13 protein-coding genes are annotated in these 16,493 nt (G+C 73.1%); 5 read left to right on the forward strand and 8 right to left on the reverse strand.

The window, feature by feature from the left end:
* The first annotated feature begins 825 nt into the window (after positions 1–825).
* Entirely contained in the window at positions 826–2,160 is a 1,335-nt protein-coding gene (locus tag ACWDVW_RS28805) for an AAA domain-containing protein (protein WP_449955022.1), read from the forward strand.
* Positions 2,161–2,574: 414 nt separating this feature from the next.
* Positions 2,575–5,844, forward strand: a complete 3,270-nt coding sequence (locus ACWDVW_RS28810) for an ATP-binding protein (protein WP_449955025.1) — start codon at positions 2,575–2,577, stop codon at positions 5,842–5,844.
* Positions 5,845–5,910: 66 nt separating this feature from the next.
* Here the strand turns inward: ACWDVW_RS28810 and ACWDVW_RS28815 are convergent, their stop codons facing one another.
* From ACWDVW_RS28815 to ACWDVW_RS28835, 5 genes are all read right to left on the reverse strand, one after another.
* A complete protein-coding gene (locus ACWDVW_RS28815; RefSeq protein ID WP_396740267.1) occupies positions 5,911–6,768 on the reverse strand; it encodes an ABC transporter permease in 858 nt (285 codons plus the stop codon).
* A complete protein-coding gene (locus ACWDVW_RS28820; RefSeq protein WP_449955029.1) occupies positions 6,765–7,778 on the reverse strand; it encodes an ATP-binding cassette domain-containing protein in 1,014 nt (337 codons plus the stop codon). Before ACWDVW_RS28820 ends, ACWDVW_RS28815 begins: the two co-directional genes overlap by 4 nt.
* Before the next feature lie 158 nt (positions 7,779–7,936).
* A complete protein-coding gene (locus ACWDVW_RS28825) occupies positions 7,937–8,788 on the reverse strand; it encodes an aldo/keto reductase (protein WP_449955032.1) in 852 nt (283 codons plus the stop codon).
* Positions 8,789–8,837: 49 nt separating this feature from the next.
* Positions 8,838–9,074, reverse strand: coding sequence for a Rho termination factor N-terminal domain-containing protein (locus ACWDVW_RS28830; RefSeq protein WP_449955035.1), 237 nt, complete (start codon positions 9,072–9,074; stop codon positions 8,838–8,840).
* The gene (locus tag ACWDVW_RS28835) at positions 9,071–9,991 is read right to left on the reverse strand and encodes a ParA family protein (RefSeq protein ID WP_449955038.1); all 921 of its coding nucleotides are present in this window, start codon (positions 9,989–9,991) and stop codon (positions 9,071–9,073) included. Before ACWDVW_RS28835 ends, ACWDVW_RS28830 begins: the two co-directional genes overlap by 4 nt.
* Before the next feature lie 111 nt (positions 9,992–10,102).
* Between ACWDVW_RS28835 and ACWDVW_RS28840 the strand changes: the two genes are divergently transcribed.
* The 3 genes from ACWDVW_RS28840 (at position 10,103) to ACWDVW_RS28850 (ending at position 13,995) form a co-directional block, all read left to right on the forward strand.
* Complete coding sequence (locus ACWDVW_RS28840; RefSeq protein ID WP_449955041.1) at positions 10,103–10,606, forward strand: ArsR/SmtB family transcription factor; 504 nt, start codon at positions 10,103–10,105, stop codon at positions 10,604–10,606.
* A gap of 72 nt (positions 10,607–10,678) precedes the next feature.
* Positions 10,679–12,151 carry a serine hydrolase domain-containing protein gene (locus ACWDVW_RS28845; RefSeq protein ID WP_449955044.1) on the forward strand — a complete coding sequence of 491 codons (1,473 nt, stop codon included), beginning with the start codon at positions 10,679–10,681 and terminating at the stop codon, positions 12,149–12,151.
* A 215-nt stretch (positions 12,152–12,366) separates the two neighbouring features.
* On the forward strand, positions 12,367–13,995 hold the full coding sequence (locus ACWDVW_RS28850) for a M28 family metallopeptidase (RefSeq protein ID WP_449955046.1): 1,629 nt from the start codon (positions 12,367–12,369) through the stop codon (positions 13,993–13,995).
* Positions 13,996–14,040: 45 nt separating this feature from the next.
* Here ACWDVW_RS28850 and ACWDVW_RS28855 read toward each other — a convergent pair whose 3' ends face one another.
* Genes ACWDVW_RS28855 through ACWDVW_RS28865 form a run of 3 tightly spaced genes read right to left on the reverse strand, consistent with a single transcriptional unit; the run spans position 14,041 to position 16,453 of the window.
* Positions 14,041–14,742, reverse strand: a complete 702-nt coding sequence (locus tag ACWDVW_RS28855) for a YqeB family protein (RefSeq protein WP_449955048.1) — start codon at positions 14,740–14,742, stop codon at positions 14,041–14,043.
* The gene (locus ACWDVW_RS28860; protein ID WP_449955050.1) at positions 14,739–15,527 is read right to left on the reverse strand and encodes an ABC transporter permease; all 789 of its coding nucleotides are present in this window, start codon (positions 15,525–15,527) and stop codon (positions 14,739–14,741) included. The genes ACWDVW_RS28855 and ACWDVW_RS28860 overlap by 4 nt, the downstream gene beginning before the upstream one ends.
* Positions 15,524–16,453 carry an ABC transporter ATP-binding protein gene (locus tag ACWDVW_RS28865; protein WP_449955053.1) on the reverse strand — a complete coding sequence of 310 codons (930 nt, stop codon included), beginning with the start codon at positions 16,451–16,453 and terminating at the stop codon, positions 15,524–15,526. The genes ACWDVW_RS28860 and ACWDVW_RS28865 overlap by 4 nt, the downstream gene beginning before the upstream one ends.
* Positions 16,454–16,493 lie beyond the last annotated feature (40 nt).

Raw genomic sequence — 16,493 nt, forward strand, 5'->3', positions numbered from 1 at the left:
GCCGCGCCGCGCCCAGCGCCGCGCCGCGCCCAGCGCCGCGCCGCGCCCAGCGCCGCGCCGCGTCGGCACCCAGCGTCGCGCGCCCGCGCCGTGCCTGTGCGCCCGCACCTCGCGTCGCGCCCGCACCCCACGTCGCGTCGGCACCCCGCGTCGCGCGCCCGCGCCGCACCTGTGCGCCCGCATCCCGCGTCGTGCCCGCGTGCCATGGGCCGTATGTCACGCACCGTGCGCCGCACTTGCATGCCGAGTGCCGTGCGCCGCACTGGCATGCCGCGTGCCGCGCAAGATCGCGCTCGATCCAGGATCGAGTGGTCTCGTCGTGTTCGTGAAGCCACTCGATCCTGGATCGAGCACGGTCTTGGGTGGTCAACCCATCGGTTGCGGTAGGTCGGGCCGCCCTTGCGACGCGCCCGACCTGTCCGGCCTCGCCGGTGGGCGGCGGATCGGCACGACGGGGCCGGTGCGCACGGCAGTCGGGTCCGGCGCGCCAAACGGCAGTCGGGTGCGGCGCGCCAAACGGCGGTGGGGTGCAGCGCGTCGAGTGTCGGTGCGCACGACAGTCGGGCGGGGCGGTCAGGTGCGGCACGGTGAGGCCGACAGCAGGTCATCATCACCGGGCACCGGCTGGTCCGTGCGGCGGTCGGGTGCGGCGTGCTGCCAGGCGGCGGTCGGGTGCGGCACGGTGAGGCCGGTGCATACGACGGTCGGGTGCGGCGCGACGAGTGTGGGTCCGTGCCGCAGCCGGGTAGGGCGGTTGGGTGCGGCGTGTCAGGCGGTGGTGCGTACGGCGGTAGGGTCGCGGGACGCCGAATGGGGGTGGGGACGATGCTGCCGCAGTTGGCGGTGCCGCCGGGGATCGAGGCGGAGCGGGTGATCACGACCGTGCTGGCCGACCTGCGGTCCGGCGAGCACCGGGGTGTGGTGGTCGACTCGCCACCCGGGGCGGGCAAGTCCACGCTGGTGGTGCGGGCTGCCGTCGAACTGGCCGGCACCGGCGAGCCGCTGATGATCATCGCGCAGACCAACGAGCAGGTCGACGACCTGATCGACCGGCTTGCCCGGAAGGCACCCGAGCTGCGGATCGGGCGGCTTTCCGCCGGGGACTACCGGCCGTCGGAGCGGGTGAGCGCACACGACCAGGTCCGGATCGCCGCGAAGGTCACCGACCTCGCCGCCTCGGCCGTGGTCATCGGTACGGCCGCAAAGTGGGCCACGGTCGCCGAGGGCTCGTGGCCGTGGGCGATCGTGGACGAGGCGTACCAGATGCGCTCGGACGCGTTGCTGCGCGTGGCCGGCAGGTTCGAACGGGCGCTGTTCGTGGGTGATCCCGGGCAGCTCGATCCGTTCTCCACCGTCGAGACCGGCCGGTGGGCGGGGCTGACCTGGGATCCGATGCAGTCGGCGGTGGCCGTACTGCTGCGGCACAACCCGGAGTTGCCGGTGCACCGGCTGCCCGTGTCGTGGCGGCTGCCGTCCTCGGCCGCCCCGGTCGTGTCGCGGGCGTTCTACCCTTTCACCGAGTTCCGTGCCGGCACGGTCGCCACCCAGCGGGCGCTGCACTTCACCGAGGCGGGGTCGGGCGATGCCCTCGACCGGGCGGTGGAGTTGGCCGCCGCCGACGGTTGGGCGCTCTATGAGCTGCCGGCCCGGCACACCCTGCGTACCGACGCCGAGGCCGCCGCCGCGTGTGCCGCGCTCGCCCTGCGGGTGCTGCGGCGCGGTGCGGTCGCGATCTGCGAGCAGTCGCCCGGCGGCGCCCCGGTGACGGCGGACCGGATCGCCGTCGGTGCCGCGCACCGCGACCAGGTCGCGGTGATCCGGTCGCTGCTGGGCGAGGCGGGAGCGGGCATCACCGTGGACACCGCCAACCGGCTCCAGGGCCGCGAGTACGACATGACGATCGTGCTGCACCCGCTCTCCGGCCGCCGCGACGCGACCGCCTTCCACCTGGAGTCGGGGCGACTCTGCGTGCTCGCCTCCCGGCACCGGCAGGCCTGCGTGGTGGTGGCCCGCGCGGGCATCGGCGAGCTGCTGGACGCTCACCCGTCGACCGAGGCGCCGCAACTGGACGTGCCGGTGAAGTTCCCCGACGGCTGGGAGGCCAACCAGGCCGTCCTCGCCCACCTGGCGGCGCTCGGCCCGGTCGGCCCCGACGCGTGACCTCGGGCGCCCCAACCCGGCAGCCGGCCCCGCCCGGCACCACCGCCGGTCAGGCCGTCGTCGGGCAGCCCGCCGTGAGCCAGGCGCCATCGGTCAGCCCGCCGTAGGTCAGCCCGCCGTGAGCCAGGCCGTCATAGGTCAGGCCGCCGTGAGCCAGCCCGCCGTGGGCCAGCCCGCCGTAGGTCAGCCCGTCGTGAGCCAGGCCGCCGTGAGCCAGCCCGCTGTGGGTCGGCCCGTCGTGGGTCAGCCCGTCGTCGGTCGGGCCGCCGTGGGCAAGGCCGCCGTGGGCAAGGCCGCCGTGGGGCAGGCCGTCGTGGGCAAGGCCGCCGTCGGTCGGCGGGGAGAGGCCGACCAGCGCGGTGCCGTGGCCGATCGGTACGGGTCTGTCGGTGGTGTCGGATACCGTCGGGTGCCATGAGGGCGCGGCCCAGCGGCGTGATGATCGGACGGGACCATCCCGCCGGTCTGCTGCGCGCCGAGGTCGACCGGGCTGCCGCCAGTCACGGTGGGCTGGTCTTGGTCACCGGCGAGCCGGGGATCGGCAAGACGACCCTGGTCACGTCGGCCGCCGACGAGGCCCGTCGGCAGGGTGCGCTGGTGCTCGGGGCGGCCTGCTGGGACTCGGCCAGCGCGCCCGGCTACTGGCCCTGGGTGCAGGTGCTGCGCGGTCTGCGCCGATCGCCGGAGGACTGGGCGGTGGCCCGCGAGTCGGCCGAGCCGGCGTTGCGGCTGCTGCTCGGCGAGGTGGATCCCACGCCGAGGTCGCATGGCTCGGCGCTGATGACGCCGGTCACCACGAGCGCGGACGGGCTGCTGCCGCCGACGGTCGGGCACGGTGACGGTGACACGGCCGAGCGGGAGGCGTTCGCGCTCTACGACTCGGTCACCGCCGCCCTGGTCGCGGTCTCCCAGCGCCGGCCGGTGCTGGTGGTCCTGGACGACCTGCACTGGTCCGACGCGGCGTCGGTGCGGCTGCTGCGGTTCGCCGCCCAGCACACCTGGTTCGAGCGGTTGCTGCTGGTCGGGACGTACCGGGACGCGGAGGTGGAGGCGGAGGACCATCCGCTGCGGCCGCTGCTGATGTCGCTGGTGGCCAAGGCCACCCCGATCACCCTCACCGGCCTGTCCCGGGACGAGGTCGGCGCGTTGATGACCCGCACCGCCGGCCGGGAACCGGATCCGCACTGCGTCGACGACGTGTACCGGCGTACCGGCGGCAACCCGTTCTTCGTGGAGCAGACCGCCCGGCTGTGGCACTCCGACGGGCAACTGGCCGGCATCCCGCCCGGCGTACGCGAGGTGGTGCGGCGGCGGCTCGACCGGTTGCCCGCCGAGGTGGTCGACGTGCTGACCGTCGCCGCGGTGCTCGGGCGGGAGTTCCACGCGGCCGTCCTGGCGGCGAGTGCCGGTCGGCCACCGGCCCGGCTCGACGCCCTGCTGGACGTGGCGGTGGCCGCACGGCTCGTGCTCTCCGGCGGCGACGGCCGGTACACCTTCGCGCACGACCTGGTCCGCGAGACGCTGTACGACGGTCTCGTCGACGGTGAGCGCCGGGTGCGGCACGCCGCCGTCGTCCGCGCCGTCGATGAGCACGCCGCGCTCGGCGAGTGGCTGATCCCGGCCGACCTGGCCCGGCACGCCTGGCTCGCCGACGCGCACCTGGAGGCGTACCGGCGCGCGGAGTTGCTGCTCGCCGCCGCGCGGGACGCCGCCTGCCGGTTGGCGTTGGAGGAGTCGGCCGTGCACCTGCGTCGGGCGGCGACGGTGGCGACGGACCCGTCCCAACGGATCAAGATCATGATCGAGTTGGCCGACCGCCTCTTCCACACCGGCGGCCGGGACGAGGCCGACCAGATCCTCGCGGACACCGCCGCCCTGGCGCTGACCACCGACGAGCCGGCCCTGCTGGCCCGGTTCGCCCTCAACGTGCACCGGCACCGCCAGACCAATCCCCGGATCGCCGTCGACGCCGAGGGCCTGGTCCGTGAGGCGTACCGCCGGCTCGTCGGCGAGCCCGCCGAGGTGGCCCCGGTCGGCCGGTTGGAGGCCGACCTGATCACCGCCACCGAAGCCCTCGCCCGGCGGGTGCACGACGACGACGCCCTCGCCTTCAGCCTCTGGGCACGACACGACGCCACCTGGGGGCCGGGCACCGCAGCCGACCGGGTCGCGCTGACCGCCGAGATCCGCGAGGTGGCCCGGCGGGGCGGCGACCAGGAGACCGAGTTGTGGGCCACCTCGCTGCGCTGGGTGGCGTTGCTCGAACTCGGCGATCCCCGCTACCAGGACGAGCTGACCGCGTTCGTGACGACCGCCCGACAGACCGGCAGACCGCGCCACCAGATGGCGGCGGCCATCGACGGCGGCATCACCAGCGCCTTCCGAGGCGACTTCACCGAGGCCGACACCTGCTTCTTCGAGTTGGGTGACCTCGACGAGTGGGAGCACGCCGACCACAGCTTCCTCGGCCACCACCTGCGCTGGTCATACCTGATGCTGCGGGGCGAGTTCGACACGGCGGACGAGCTGGTCGACGGGCTGAACGACGGCGAGCATCCGCACCGTGCGCTGCTGCGGGGCATCACCGCCGCCGAACGCGGCGACCACCGCACCGCCACCCGGATCACCGCCGGACTCGACGCCGCCGGAGCCACGTACACCGGTCCGGTCGCCCCGCTCTGGTTGCGACTGCGCGCCCAGGCCACGGTCGCCGAGCCGGAGCGGTGCGCCGAGGCGCGACAGGCGCTGCTGCCGTACCAGGGGCAGTGGCTGGTCTCGTTGTTCGGCTGCGACCTGAGTGGCCCGGTGGACCACTGGCTGGGCGTGGTCGACGCCGCCGACCGGCGGTGGGACGACGCGGTCACCCGGTTCACCGCAGCTCGCGACGCCGCCGACCGGATGGGCGCCCGACCGTGGGCCCTGTTCGCCCGGGTGGCGCTCGCCGACGCCCTCGTCGCCCGGGGCGATCCGGGGGACGCCGCCACCGCCGCCGCGATCCGGACGACCGCCCGGGACGAGGCCCGCGACCTCGATCTGCCGCAGGTGCTCGCCCGACTCGCCGACGACACTCCGCGCGGTCGCTCGGCCCCGGCCCCGACGGGTACGCCGACCGGCCCGGAACCCGTGCCACCGGCCCCGACGTACGAGTTCCGCCGCGACGGGGCGGTCTGGCGACTCACCTATCAGGGCGCCACCGTGCACCTGCCGGATGCCAAGGGGCTGCACGACCTGCGGCTGCTGCTCGGTCGGCCCGGTGTCGACGTGCCCGCCGTCGAGCTGCTCGACCCGGCCGCCGGTCCGGAGCTGGTGGCGGCCCGGCGGATGGGCGGCGACGAGATGCTCGACGAGGAGGCGAAGAACCGCTACCGACGTCACCTGACCCGCCTCGACGACGAGATCGACCGGGCGGCGAGCCGTGGCGACGAGTCGAAGGTGGCCGTGCTGGACGCCGAACGCGGTGCGTTGATCGCGCAGTTGCGGTCGGCCGCCGGGCTGGCCGGGCGGACCCGCCGACTGGGTGACGAGGCGGAGCGGGCCCGCAAGACGGTCACCGCCCGGATCAGGGACACTCTGCGCCGCCTCGACGAACGACATCCGCCGCTGGCCGGACACCTGCGCGAGACCGTCTCCACCGGTGCCGCCTGCCGCTATCTTCCCGGCGTGCCGGTGCCCTGGCGGCTGTGACCGGCCGGCTCCGGGAGCACCCTCCTGGGCGGGGGCGCTGCCCGGAGCCGGTCCGGCGGTCGAGGGTCAGCGGCGGTTGTAGCGATACATCGTGAGGCTGCCGAAGACCACCACGAACAACACGCTCCAGCCGAAGGTCCACATCATGCTCGACGTGTCCGACGTGCCGCCCATCGCGGCGCGGACCGAGGACACCAGGTGCGTGATCGGGTTCGCCTTGACGAACGCCTGGAGCCAGCCGGGCATGGTGGACGGGTCGACGAAGACGTTGCTCAGGAAGGTCAGCGGGAACAGCACCATCATGCTGACGCCCATCACCGACTTCTCGTTGCGCATGATCAGCCCGAACAGCGTCCAGACCCAGGAGAACGCGAACGAGAAGACCACCAGCAGGCCGATCCCGGCGAGCACCCCGAGCAGCCCGCCCTCGGGACGGAAGCCGAGCACCAGTCCCAGGGTGAGGATCACCGTGGCGGCGAGGACGTAGCGCAGCACGTCCCCGAAGATCATGCCGACCAGGGCGGCGGGCCGCCACACCGGCAGCGTCCGGAACCGGTCGAAGATGCCCTTCTCGATGTCGGTGTTCAGCCCGACGGCGGTGTACATGGTGATCATCACGACGCTGGTCACCATGATGCCCGGCAGGAAGAACTGCAGGTAGTCACGCGGATCGCCGGCGAGCGCGCCGCCGAACAGGTACGTGAACATCAGCACCATGATGATCGGGAACATGGTGACGTCGAAGAGCTGCTCCGGCACGTGCTTGATCTTCAGCATGGCGCGCCAGCTGAAGGTCAGCGACGCCGCGAGCGGGCTCGGGCGGGGCGGGCGCGCCGCCGGTGCGAGCACCGTCGCCAACGCCTCCGAGGAGGGTACGTAGACCGACGGTGCCGGGCCGGTGGAGGTGGCGGTGTCGCTGCTCATCGGGCTGCCTCCAGCTCGTCGTCGCGCTCGGCGGTCGGCTCGGCGGGACGGTCGGTCAGGGCCAGGAAGACCTCGTCCAGGCTCGGCTGGCCGAGCGAGAAGTCGTCCACCACGATCCCGGCGCGGGTCAGCTCGCCCAGTGCCTGGGCGGCCTGCGCGCTGGCGTCGAGGTCGCTGCCGGCCTCGCCGACCCGCGCGGTGATCGCCACCGGGTCGGCGTCCAGTTGCACCGCCACACCGAGCACGGTCTCCAGCAGCCGCTGCGCCTCGGGGCGCTGGTCCGCGTCCCGCAGCCGCAGGTGCACGGTGCCGGATCCGACCGAGGACTTGAGTTCGCCCGGGGTGCCCTCCGCGATCACCCGGCCGTGGTCGACCACCGCGATCCGTCCGGCCAACTGGTCGGCCTCGTCCAGGTACTGCGTGGTCAGCAGCACCGTCGTGCCGTGTGCCACCACCGCCCGGACGATCTCCCACACCTGGTTGCGGCTGCGCGGGTCGAGCCCGGTCGTGGGCTCGTCGAGGAAGAGCAGGTCCGGGGTACTGAGGATGCTGGCCGCGATGTCGATGCGTCGGCGCATGCCGCCTGAGTACTTCTTGACCTGTCGCCCGGCCGCCTCGGTCAGCCCGAACGCGGCCAGCAACTGCGCGGCCCGCTCCCGTGCGGCCGGCTTACGGAGGCCGAGCAGCCGGCCCAGCAGGACCAGGTTCTCGGTGCCGGTCAGGTCCTCGTCCACCGAGGCGTACTGGCCGGTCAGGCTGACCCGGGCGCGGACCGCGTCGGCCTCGGTGACCACGTCGTGCCCGAAGATCCGGGCCCGCCCGCCGTCCGGACGCAGCAACGTCGCCAGGATCCGGACCGCGGTGGTCTTCCCGGCGCCGTTCGGCCCGAGTACCCCGTACACGGCACCTGCGGGCACCTGGAGGTCGAGTCCGGCGAGCGCCCGCGTCTCACCGAACGACCGGGTCAGGCCCTCGGCCTCGATGGCGAGGCCGGTGGTGCGTCTATTCATGATCTCGGTGTTTCCTTCCGTTCGTCCCCGTCGCCGTCCGCCTGCTACAACGACGTCGTCGTGCTACAGGCGCGAGATCACGGACAGCCGCCGCTAGATCCGATCTAGCGGCGGCTGTGGTGCGCCGGTTCGCCCGGGGTGGCGGGGCCACCCGACGGTCAGGCCGGAATGTAGTCGAAGGTGTCCGGGTGGGCACCCTGCCGACCGGCATCGCCCCGGCCCAGCAGCGTGATCCGTTCCATGGTGGCGTCGTCCAGCGCGAAGTCGAAGATGCCGGCGTTCTCCTCGATCCGCGTCGGCGTGGTCGACTTGGGGAAGATCACGTCGCCCCGCTGGACGTGCCAGCGCAGCACCACCTGGGCCGGCGTCCGACCGACCTGCTCGGCGATGTCGGCGATGGTCGGGTCACCGAGCACCGCGCCCTGGGCGATCGGCGACCAGGCCTGGGTGACGATGCCGTTCTTCGCGCCGTACTCGCGTACCTCGTCGTTCGGGAAGTACGGGTGCGCCTCGATCTGGTTGACCGCCGGCACCACCTCGGTCTCGGCGGCCAGCCGTTCCAGGTGCGGCACCTGGAAGTTGGACACGCCGATCGACTTCGCCCGGCCGTCGGCGCGGAACTCCTCCAGCACCTTCCAGGTGGAGACGAAGTCGCCGTCATAGCGGGTCGGCAGCGGCCAGTGGATGAGGAAGAGGTCGATGTAGTCGGTCCGCAGCGCGTCCAGCGTCGCCTGGAACGCCGTGCGCGCGTCGTCGGGCCGGTGGCAGGCGTTGCTCAGCTTGCTGGTGACGAAGACGTCCTCCCGGGCCACCCCGGCGGTGCGTACGCCCTGGCCGACCTCGGCCTCGTTGCCGTACATCTCGGCGGTGTCGACGTGCCGGTAGCCGACGTCCAGCGCGGTGCGTACCGCGTCGGCGGTGTCCTTCGGGTCGATCTGGAACACCCCGAACCCGATCTGCGGGATCGAGTTGCCGTCGTTGAGGGAAATGTCCGGAATCGTGCTTGTCATGGGGTCGACATACCCGCTGACCGGCCTCTTCTCACGCCCAGGTCTGCCGTCAGAGGCGGCGCAGGGCGGTGGAGTCCAGGCGGTAGCCGATGGTGGCGTCCACGATCCGCTCGACCAGTTCCGCCTTGCGCAGTCCGCCGAGACCGCGCAGGCCGACCTGCGCGGCCAGCTCCCGCAGCTCGCGTGTCGACCGCTCCGACAGGTACGCCGTGCCGTCGGCCCGGCTGGTCATGGCCGCCAGCCGGGCGGCCACCCGCGCCGGGTCGGCGGCCTCCGTCGCCCTCACGCGGGTTGCAGGTGGTCGAGGAACTCGGTGGCGAGCTGGCGCAGCTCGGCGCGGACGGCGGGCACGGTGACCCGGTCGCGCAGCACCACCGGCACCCCGCGCGGGGTGTTCGTGGCGTAGAGGGTGACGTTCTCCCGCAGCGCCGTCGGGAAGACCGGCAGCCCCAGGTTGCGAACCTGGTCCATGTAGCCCTGGTGGGTGGCGATCGGCCGCTGCGCGAGCAACTGGATCATCGTGAAGACCACGCCGGCCACGCCGGGGGCGACCTTCTGGTGTCGGCGTACGGTGGCGAACCGTCGGGCGTCGGCGTTGTACTGCTCGACCAGCTCCCGCACGTTGCCGTGCAGATAGTCGATGCCGAGGGTGGACAGGTAGTCGGCCTTGGCCGGGATCACCAGATGGTCGCTGGCGATGATGGCGGACTGCGTGACCACGTTGAAGTTCGGCGGACAGTCGATCAGCACCATGTCGTACGGCTCCAGCCCGTCGGCGAGCAGCCCCTCGGCGAGCGAGCCGCGTACCCGGAACAGCTCGGCGTCGTACTCCTCGCCACCGGCGACGCTGCGGGCCAGTGCCAGGTCGATGTCGACCAGTTGCAGATGCGAGGCGATCAGGTCGAGTCGGCCGGCTCCGGAGAGCCGACTGTTCGCCGGCCCGGGGGAGACCACCAGGTCACCGAGCGTGATCGTGGTGTCGCCATCACGCAGGCCGTCGTACCACCGCTTGATGGTCCGGGAGTCGCGTAACCGCTCCCGCCAGTCGTCCGGGTCGTAGAAGCCAAAGGTCAGGCTGGCTTGCGGGTCGAGGTCGATGAGCAGCACCTTCAGCCCTCGGTTGGCCAGTTCGGCCCCGAGGTTGGCGGTCACCGTGGTCTTGCCGACCCCACCCTTGTAGTTGATTACGGACACCACGTACATCGACGTACCTCCCCAGACCTGGGAACGGTAGTCGGCCACCCTGGGTGAATTCGATCATCCGCGCGACTTTTCCGTGTAGCACGTAACTACGTATGTTCGTATTATCGAGTCATGGCGGATGTGGAGGAGCGGCTGGCGGCGCTGGAGGCGCAGGTCGCGGCGCTTGTCGAGCGACCCGGTGTGCCGCCTGAGCCGACCACCCCGGCGGCGGGCGCCTTCTGGGCCCTCGACGGACTCAGGCAGCGGCTGCCCGCCGGCAGCGCGGGTGCCGTGCTCTACACCGGCACCGTCCGGGTCGCCGGGCGGTCCTACGACTGGCAGTACGGCCGGGAGGTGGACGACCTGCTCGCCGGTGACTGGGCCGAGCTGCCCGGCATCCTCGCCGCCCTGGGCCACCCGGTGCGGCTGCGCCTGCTGCGGGAGATCCTCACCGGCCGGCAGAGCACCGCCGAGCTGGCCGACATCGAGGAGCTCGGCACCACCGGCCAACTACACCACCACCTGCGCCAGCTCACTGCGGCGGGCTGGCTGCGCAGCACCGCGCGCGGCCGGTACGCCGTCCCCGCCGAACGGGTGGTGCCGCTGCTGGCCGTCCTCAGCGCCGCCCACCGCTGACCACACCCGGACCGCTGACCACCCCGGCCGGTGGGTACCCCGCCGACCACCCCGCACGGAAGGACCACCCCCATGCGTAAGCCGACCGCCGTCGCGCTGGTCGCCGGGATCCTCGCGGGTCTCGCCGGCCTCGCCGCGCAACCCCGGGAACCCCGGCTGACCGCGTCGACCACCGGTGACGCCGACCTCGCCGCCTCGGCCCGCGCCGCAGTGGCCGACCGGGACGGATACCGCGGTCTCGCCGTCGCGCTGATCGACGACGGCCGGGTCCGCACCGCCGGCCTCGGCGACCGTGACCGGGACGGCGCGCCGGTCGAACCCGGTACCCCGTTCGAGATCGGCTCGGTGTCGAAGGTGTTCACCGGGATGCTGCTGTCCCGGCGGGCCGAGGCCGGCGCGGTGCGGCCCGAGGACACCCTCGGCGCCGTCTGGCCGGCGGTCGAGGGTCCGGCCCGCGAGGTCACCCTCGCCGAGCTGGCCAGCCACCGGTCCGGCCTGCCCCGGCTCGACCTCGGCTCGGTGGGCGGATGGGTCCGGGTGCTCCGGGCCAACGTCGCCGCCGGCAACCCGTACGCCGGACTGGACACCGACCGGGTCCGGGCCGCCGCCGACGCGCACGCGCCTGGCGACGGCCGGGGGAGCGTCGGCTACTCCAATCTCGGTTCCGCGGTGCTCGGGCAGGCCCTCGCCGCCGAGGCCGGACTCGACTTCCCCGAGCTGGTCGACCGGGACCTGCTCACCCCGCTGGGCCTGACGGCGACCGTCCACGCCGCCGATCCCGATGCCCTGCCGGCCGGGCACGCGCAGGGTGCCCGCGGCAACGGACGCGTCGCGGACCCGTGGACCGGCACCGGGTACGCCCCCGCCGGCATCGGCTACTGGTCCACCGCCGAGGACCTGGCCCGGCTGGTCGCCGCCACCGCCGCCGGCACCGCGCCCGGGGCCGACGCGCGCGACTCGCGCTTCGACGACGACGAGCGCACCCGCATCGGGTACGGATGGTTCACCACCCGCTACGGCGACCAGGAGATCACCTGGCACAACGGTGCCACCGGCGGCTTCTCCTCGTACGTCGGGTTCGACCGGGCCACCGGGCGAGGCGTGGTGGTGCTGGGCAACACCGACAAGCGGGTGGAGCCGATCGGGCTGCGGCTGCTCGGCGTACCGCCGGATCAGGCCGGCAGTCCCACGCCGGCGCTGCCGGTCTGGGCCGGCGCCGGTGTCGCCCTGCTGTTCACCGTCATCGGCGGGCTGTCGCTGCTCGGTGTCGCGTACCGCCCGGCGCTGGACCGGTTGACCGTGCTCTCCGCCGGGGCCTGGGCGGTGGCCTACCCCGCGCTGGGGCGTGCGCTCGGTGACTGGTCGGCGGTGCCCGGCTGGCTCTGGGCGGTCGGCCCGGCACTGAGTGCCGCCGGGGCGGCGTTGGTCGCGTACCGCTGGCGTGGGCTGCCGACGAACCGGGCCGCCGTGCCGTGGCGGCGGCTCGTGGTGACGATCGCGTCGCTGGTCGCGGCGGCGGTGGCGGTGATCGTCGTGCTCGGCTGAGCATGGCCGGCGGTCGATGCGCAGCTCGGCGGCGGTGAGCCGGCCACGGCCGGCGCGGCACGGCGTGATCGGCTGGCCCGACCGGGCCTGACGGCGGCCTGAGGTGGCCGAACAGTCCCGTTGCCCTCGTCATCGATGTGTATCAGGATGGCCGCAACATCCGGCACACGGGGGTCGGGGAGTCGGATACCCGAAGAGGAAGGACGTGGCACATCGTGGTGCCTTTCTCCGGCAGGAGGGTGATCGCCGCCATCGCGGCGGGCACCCTGGTGGGCACGGTGGCACTGGTAGGACCGGTGTCGGCGAGCCCGAACAACAACTCGGTGAAGAAGCTGACCAAGGCGGTGACGGTCAAGGGCGTCCTCACGCACCTCGACCGGTTCCAGGCCATCGCCGACGCCAACGACGGCACCCGCGCCTCCGGTACGCCGGGTTACGACGCGAGCGCCGACTACGTGGTGAAGCTGCTCAAGAAGGCCGGCTACCAGGTCACCCGCCAGCAGTTCGACTTCTTCTTCTATGAGGAGTACGGCTCCTCGTTCGCGCAGGTGGCGCCGAACGCGACCGACTACGCCGAGGGCGTCGACTACGAGCTGATGGACTACTCCGGCGACGGGGTGGGCCAGGGGCAGGTCGTCCCGGTGGACCTCAGCCTGACGCCGCCGCGCGCCTCCACGTCCGGCTGTGAGGCCAGTGACTTCGCCGCCGTCGACGTGGTCGGCAAGATCGCCCTGATGCAGCGCGGCACCTGCGGGTTCGGCGACAAGGTGGCCAACGCCGAGGCCGCCGGAGCGGTCGGCGCGATCGTGATGAACCAGGGCAACGGTACGCCGGAGGCCAACCCGGACCGCTGGGACCTGTTCGCCGGCACCCTCGGCGCACCGGTCGGCATTCCGGCCGTCTCCGTCTCGTACGACACCGGGGCGCAGTTCGCGGCGACGGACGGTCTCGTCCTGCGCATCGAGGCCGACACCACCTCGGAGGTCCGCACCACCGAGAACGTCTTCGCGCAGACCCGGCACGGCCGCACCGACAACGTCGTCATGGCCGGCGCGCACCTCGACTCGGACCCGGCCGGACCGGGCTACAACGACAACGGCACCGGCAGCGCCGCGCTGCTGGAGGTGGCCCTCCAGATGGCGAAGGTCAAGCCGGCCAACGCGGTGCGATTCGCCTGGTGGGGCGCGGAGGAGGCGGGCCTGGTCGGCTCGCAGTACTACGTGGACAGCCTGACCGAGCAACAGGTCGGCGACATCGCCCTCTACCTCAACTTCGACATGATCGGCTCGCCGAACTACGTCTTCGGGGTCTACGACGGTGACGACTCGGCGCAGCAGGGCGCCGGACCGGGACCGGAGGGGTCGGCCCAGATCGAGCAGGTCTTCGAGAGGTTCTTCGCCTCCCGCAAGCTGCCGACCGTGCCGTCCGACTTCACCGGTCGCTCGGACTACGGGGCGTTCATCGCCGTCGACATCCCGGCCGGTGGCCTGTTCACCGGCGCGGAGGGCATCAAGACGGCCGAGGAGGCCGCCCTCTTCGGCGGGCTGGCGGGGGAAGCGTACGACCCCTGCTACCACCAGGCGTGTGACAGCCTGACGCCGGTCGCCGACGGTGCCGACCCGGCGTTGTACCGGGCCCTGAACAAGAAGTACAAGCTCCGGGGCAACGTCAACGTGCACGCGCTGGACGTCAACTCCGACGCGATCGCCGCCTCGGTGATCACGTTCGCGTACGACACCTCGGCCGTGAACGGCGTACCGGGCAAGGCGCCCGGCAAGGGGAAGGGCAAGGGCAAGGGGCACGGCCCCAAGCACGGTCACCCGCACGGGCACTCCTGGCGGTGACGCCGACCGGGCCGGGCTCCCCCGTGGGGCCCGGCCCGCACCGGCTCACTGCGGCGGCGACGCCGACCGGGACAGCCGCCAGTGCTGCCGTTTGCCCTCGTCCCGGACCACCACGCCGTACCGCGCCAACTCGGTCCGCAACTCACCGGCCTCGTCGCCCCGGTCGTCGTCCAACGCCCTCTGCCGGGCTTTCAGCAGCGCGTCCGCGCCCGGCGGCAACCCGGGCAACTCGGGCACCCAGAGCCGGTACGCGGTCCGATGCGGGTCCTCGTCCGCCCAGGGCCAGCCGTGTGCCCGGAACGCCCCGGCCAGGTCGGCGCCCGGAAGGTCGGAGCGCTGCCGGACGAGTTCCTCGTCGTCCGGGCCGAGCAGCACCAGTTCCTTGCCGTCCAGGTGGCCCACCCGGACGTCCCGCCGCGCGAACTCCCGCTCCTTGCTGCCGCGCCGTACGCGTACCCGCTCCGTCGTCACGGTGACGGTGACCCGTTCAGCGGTCCCGATGGCACCGAACACCAGCCCGGCCAGGACGCCGACTGCCGCCCCGGCCGCCAGCGCCTGCTGGTCGGGCATGCGGTCGAGCAGGCGGAACAGCCCCTGCGCGGGGGCCCAGGACAGGCCGGCGATCCAGCCCGCCCCGGCCGCCAGCCCCGCCCCTGCGGCACCGCCGGCCAGCGGGAACCCGACCCAGAGCAGCAGCGTCTCCAGCCGACCCCCGCTGACCACGGTCGGTGTGCCGTACGCCGTCACGCCACCTCCCGACGCGTCGTCCGCACCAACCCGACGACCAGGGGTAGGACCAGCCACACCAGCAGGGAGACCGCGAGCCGTGCCCACTGCCCGGCGGTCACCTCCGGGGTGAACAGCGGCCCCATGGTGCGCCCGGTGTCCAACCACTCGGCGCTGCGGTTCAGCGGCCGGATCAGCTCGCCGAGGATCATCCAGACGTTCGGCAGCACCAGATAGGAGACGATGGCCAGCGGCGTGTGCAGGAACAGCAGGCCGAACGCGGCGCCCATCAGCACACAGGACACCTGGAACACGACGGCGTGCAGGACCAACGCCCCCTCGATCCGCCAGGTCCCGGCACCGCCGGTGGCGTCGGCGATCAGGTTCGCCACGGCCGCCACGGCGAGACTGACCACCACCGACGCCAGGGCGGCCAGCACCACCGCGACGAGTTTGGCGGTGATCACCCGACCTCGGCGGGGTACCAGGGCGAAGGTGGTCAACGCGGTCCGCTGCGACCACTCGCTGGTGATCGACAGGATGCCCAGCACCGGCAGCAGCAGCCCGATCGGCAGCAGTGACGGGATGAAGAAGTCGACGAAGGTCTGCTCGGCGTCCTCGGCGTACACCAGTTGGATGGTGGCGATCAGGGCGGCGATCAGCGCGATGGTGATCAACAGCCAGCGTCCGGCCCGGGTGTCGACGAGCTTGCGCAGCTCCACCAGGGTCAGCCGGGTCAGCGACGGCGCCTGCTCGGCCGCCGGGCTGACCGGCCGGGTGTCCTCGGGGGCGACGGTGGTGGTCATCGGACGGGCTCCCTGGTCGGCTCGGTGGTGCTGGTCTCGGCGGACTGCGGTGCGCCGGTCGCGGTGAGGGTGAGGAAGAGCTGCTCGAGGCCGCCGCTCCCGGCCGGCCGCAGCTCGGTCAGGGCGACGCCGGCCGCCAGCGCGGCCTCGCCGACCGCGTCGGTGTCGGCGCGGACCAGAAGTCCATCGGTGCCCTCGCTGACCGGCAGGCCGGCCCGTTCCAGCGCGCCCCGCAGCGCCGTCCGGTCGCGGGAGCGCACCAGCGTGCCGCCGTCGGCCAGCAACTCCTCCTTGTCGCCCTGCGCCACGATCCGGCCGCCCCCGATCACCACCAGCCGGTCCGCGACGGCCTCGACCTCGCGCAACAGGTGGGAGGAGAGCAGCACGGTGCCGCCCCGGTCGGCGAAGTCGCGCAGCAGGCCGCGCATCCAGAAGATCCCCTCCGGGTCGAGGCCGTTCGCCGGTTCGTCAAGCACCAGCACCCGGGGGTCGCCCAGCAGCGCGTGCGCCAGGCCGAGCCGCTGGCGCATCCCCAGCGAGTACGCGCGTACCCGTCGCCGGGCCGCGACCGCGTTCAGGCCCACCCGGTCGAGCACCTCTCCCACCGCGCGCCGGTCCACGCCCATCGTGGCCGCCGCCACCGCCAGCGCCTCCCGGCCGCTGCGCCCGGCGTGCTGGGCGGAGGCGTCCAGCAGGACGCCCACGACGCGACCCGGGTTGGGCAGTCGGCGGTAGGGGTGTCCGGCGACGGTGGCGGTGCCGGACGTCGGTGGGGTCAGCCCGCAGAGCATCCGCATCGTGGTCGACTTGCCCGCCCCGTTGGGCCCGAGGAAGCCGGTGACCGTGCCCGGTTCGCAGCGGAACGACACGTCCTCGACGGCGGTGTGCCGTCCGTACCGTTTGGTGAGCTGGTCTACGACAATCATGTCCGTCAGGCTGCCGAGGCCACCCGGCCGTCCGCAGCGG

It is taken from the genome of Micromonospora sp. NPDC003241, from assembly GCF_053589795.1.

Bases quoted from the DNA above. Each gene is read 5' to 3' on its own strand.
- ACWDVW_RS28860 (WP_449955050.1), bottom strand. From the start codon at position 15,527: ATGACCACCACCGTCGCCCCCGAGGACACCCGGCCGGTCAGCCCGGCG.
- ACWDVW_RS28845 (WP_449955044.1), top strand. From the start codon at position 10,679: ATGCGTAAGCCGACCGCCGTCGCGCTGGTCGCCGGGATCCTCGCGGGT.
- ACWDVW_RS28840 (WP_449955041.1), top strand. From the start codon at position 10,103: ATGGCGGATGTGGAGGAGCGGCTGGCGGCGCTGGAGGCGCAGGTCGCG.
- ACWDVW_RS28835 (WP_449955038.1), bottom strand. From the start codon at position 9,991: ATGTACGTGGTGTCCGTAATCAACTACAAGGGTGGGGTCGGCAAGACC.
- ACWDVW_RS28810 (WP_449955025.1), top strand. From the start codon at position 2,575: ATGAGGGCGCGGCCCAGCGGCGTGATGATCGGACGGGACCATCCCGCC.
- ACWDVW_RS28865 (WP_449955053.1), bottom strand. From the start codon at position 16,453: ATGATTGTCGTAGACCAGCTCACCAAACGGTACGGACGGCACACCGCC.
- ACWDVW_RS28815 (WP_396740267.1), bottom strand. From the start codon at position 6,768: ATGAGCAGCGACACCGCCACCTCCACCGGCCCGGCACCGTCGGTCTAC.
- ACWDVW_RS28805 (WP_449955022.1), top strand. From the start codon at position 826: ATGCTGCCGCAGTTGGCGGTGCCGCCGGGGATCGAGGCGGAGCGGGTG.
- ACWDVW_RS28825 (WP_449955032.1), bottom strand. From the start codon at position 8,788: ATGACAAGCACGATTCCGGACATTTCCCTCAACGACGGCAACTCGATC.
- ACWDVW_RS28820 (WP_449955029.1), bottom strand. From the start codon at position 7,778: ATGAATAGACGCACCACCGGCCTCGCCATCGAGGCCGAGGGCCTGACC.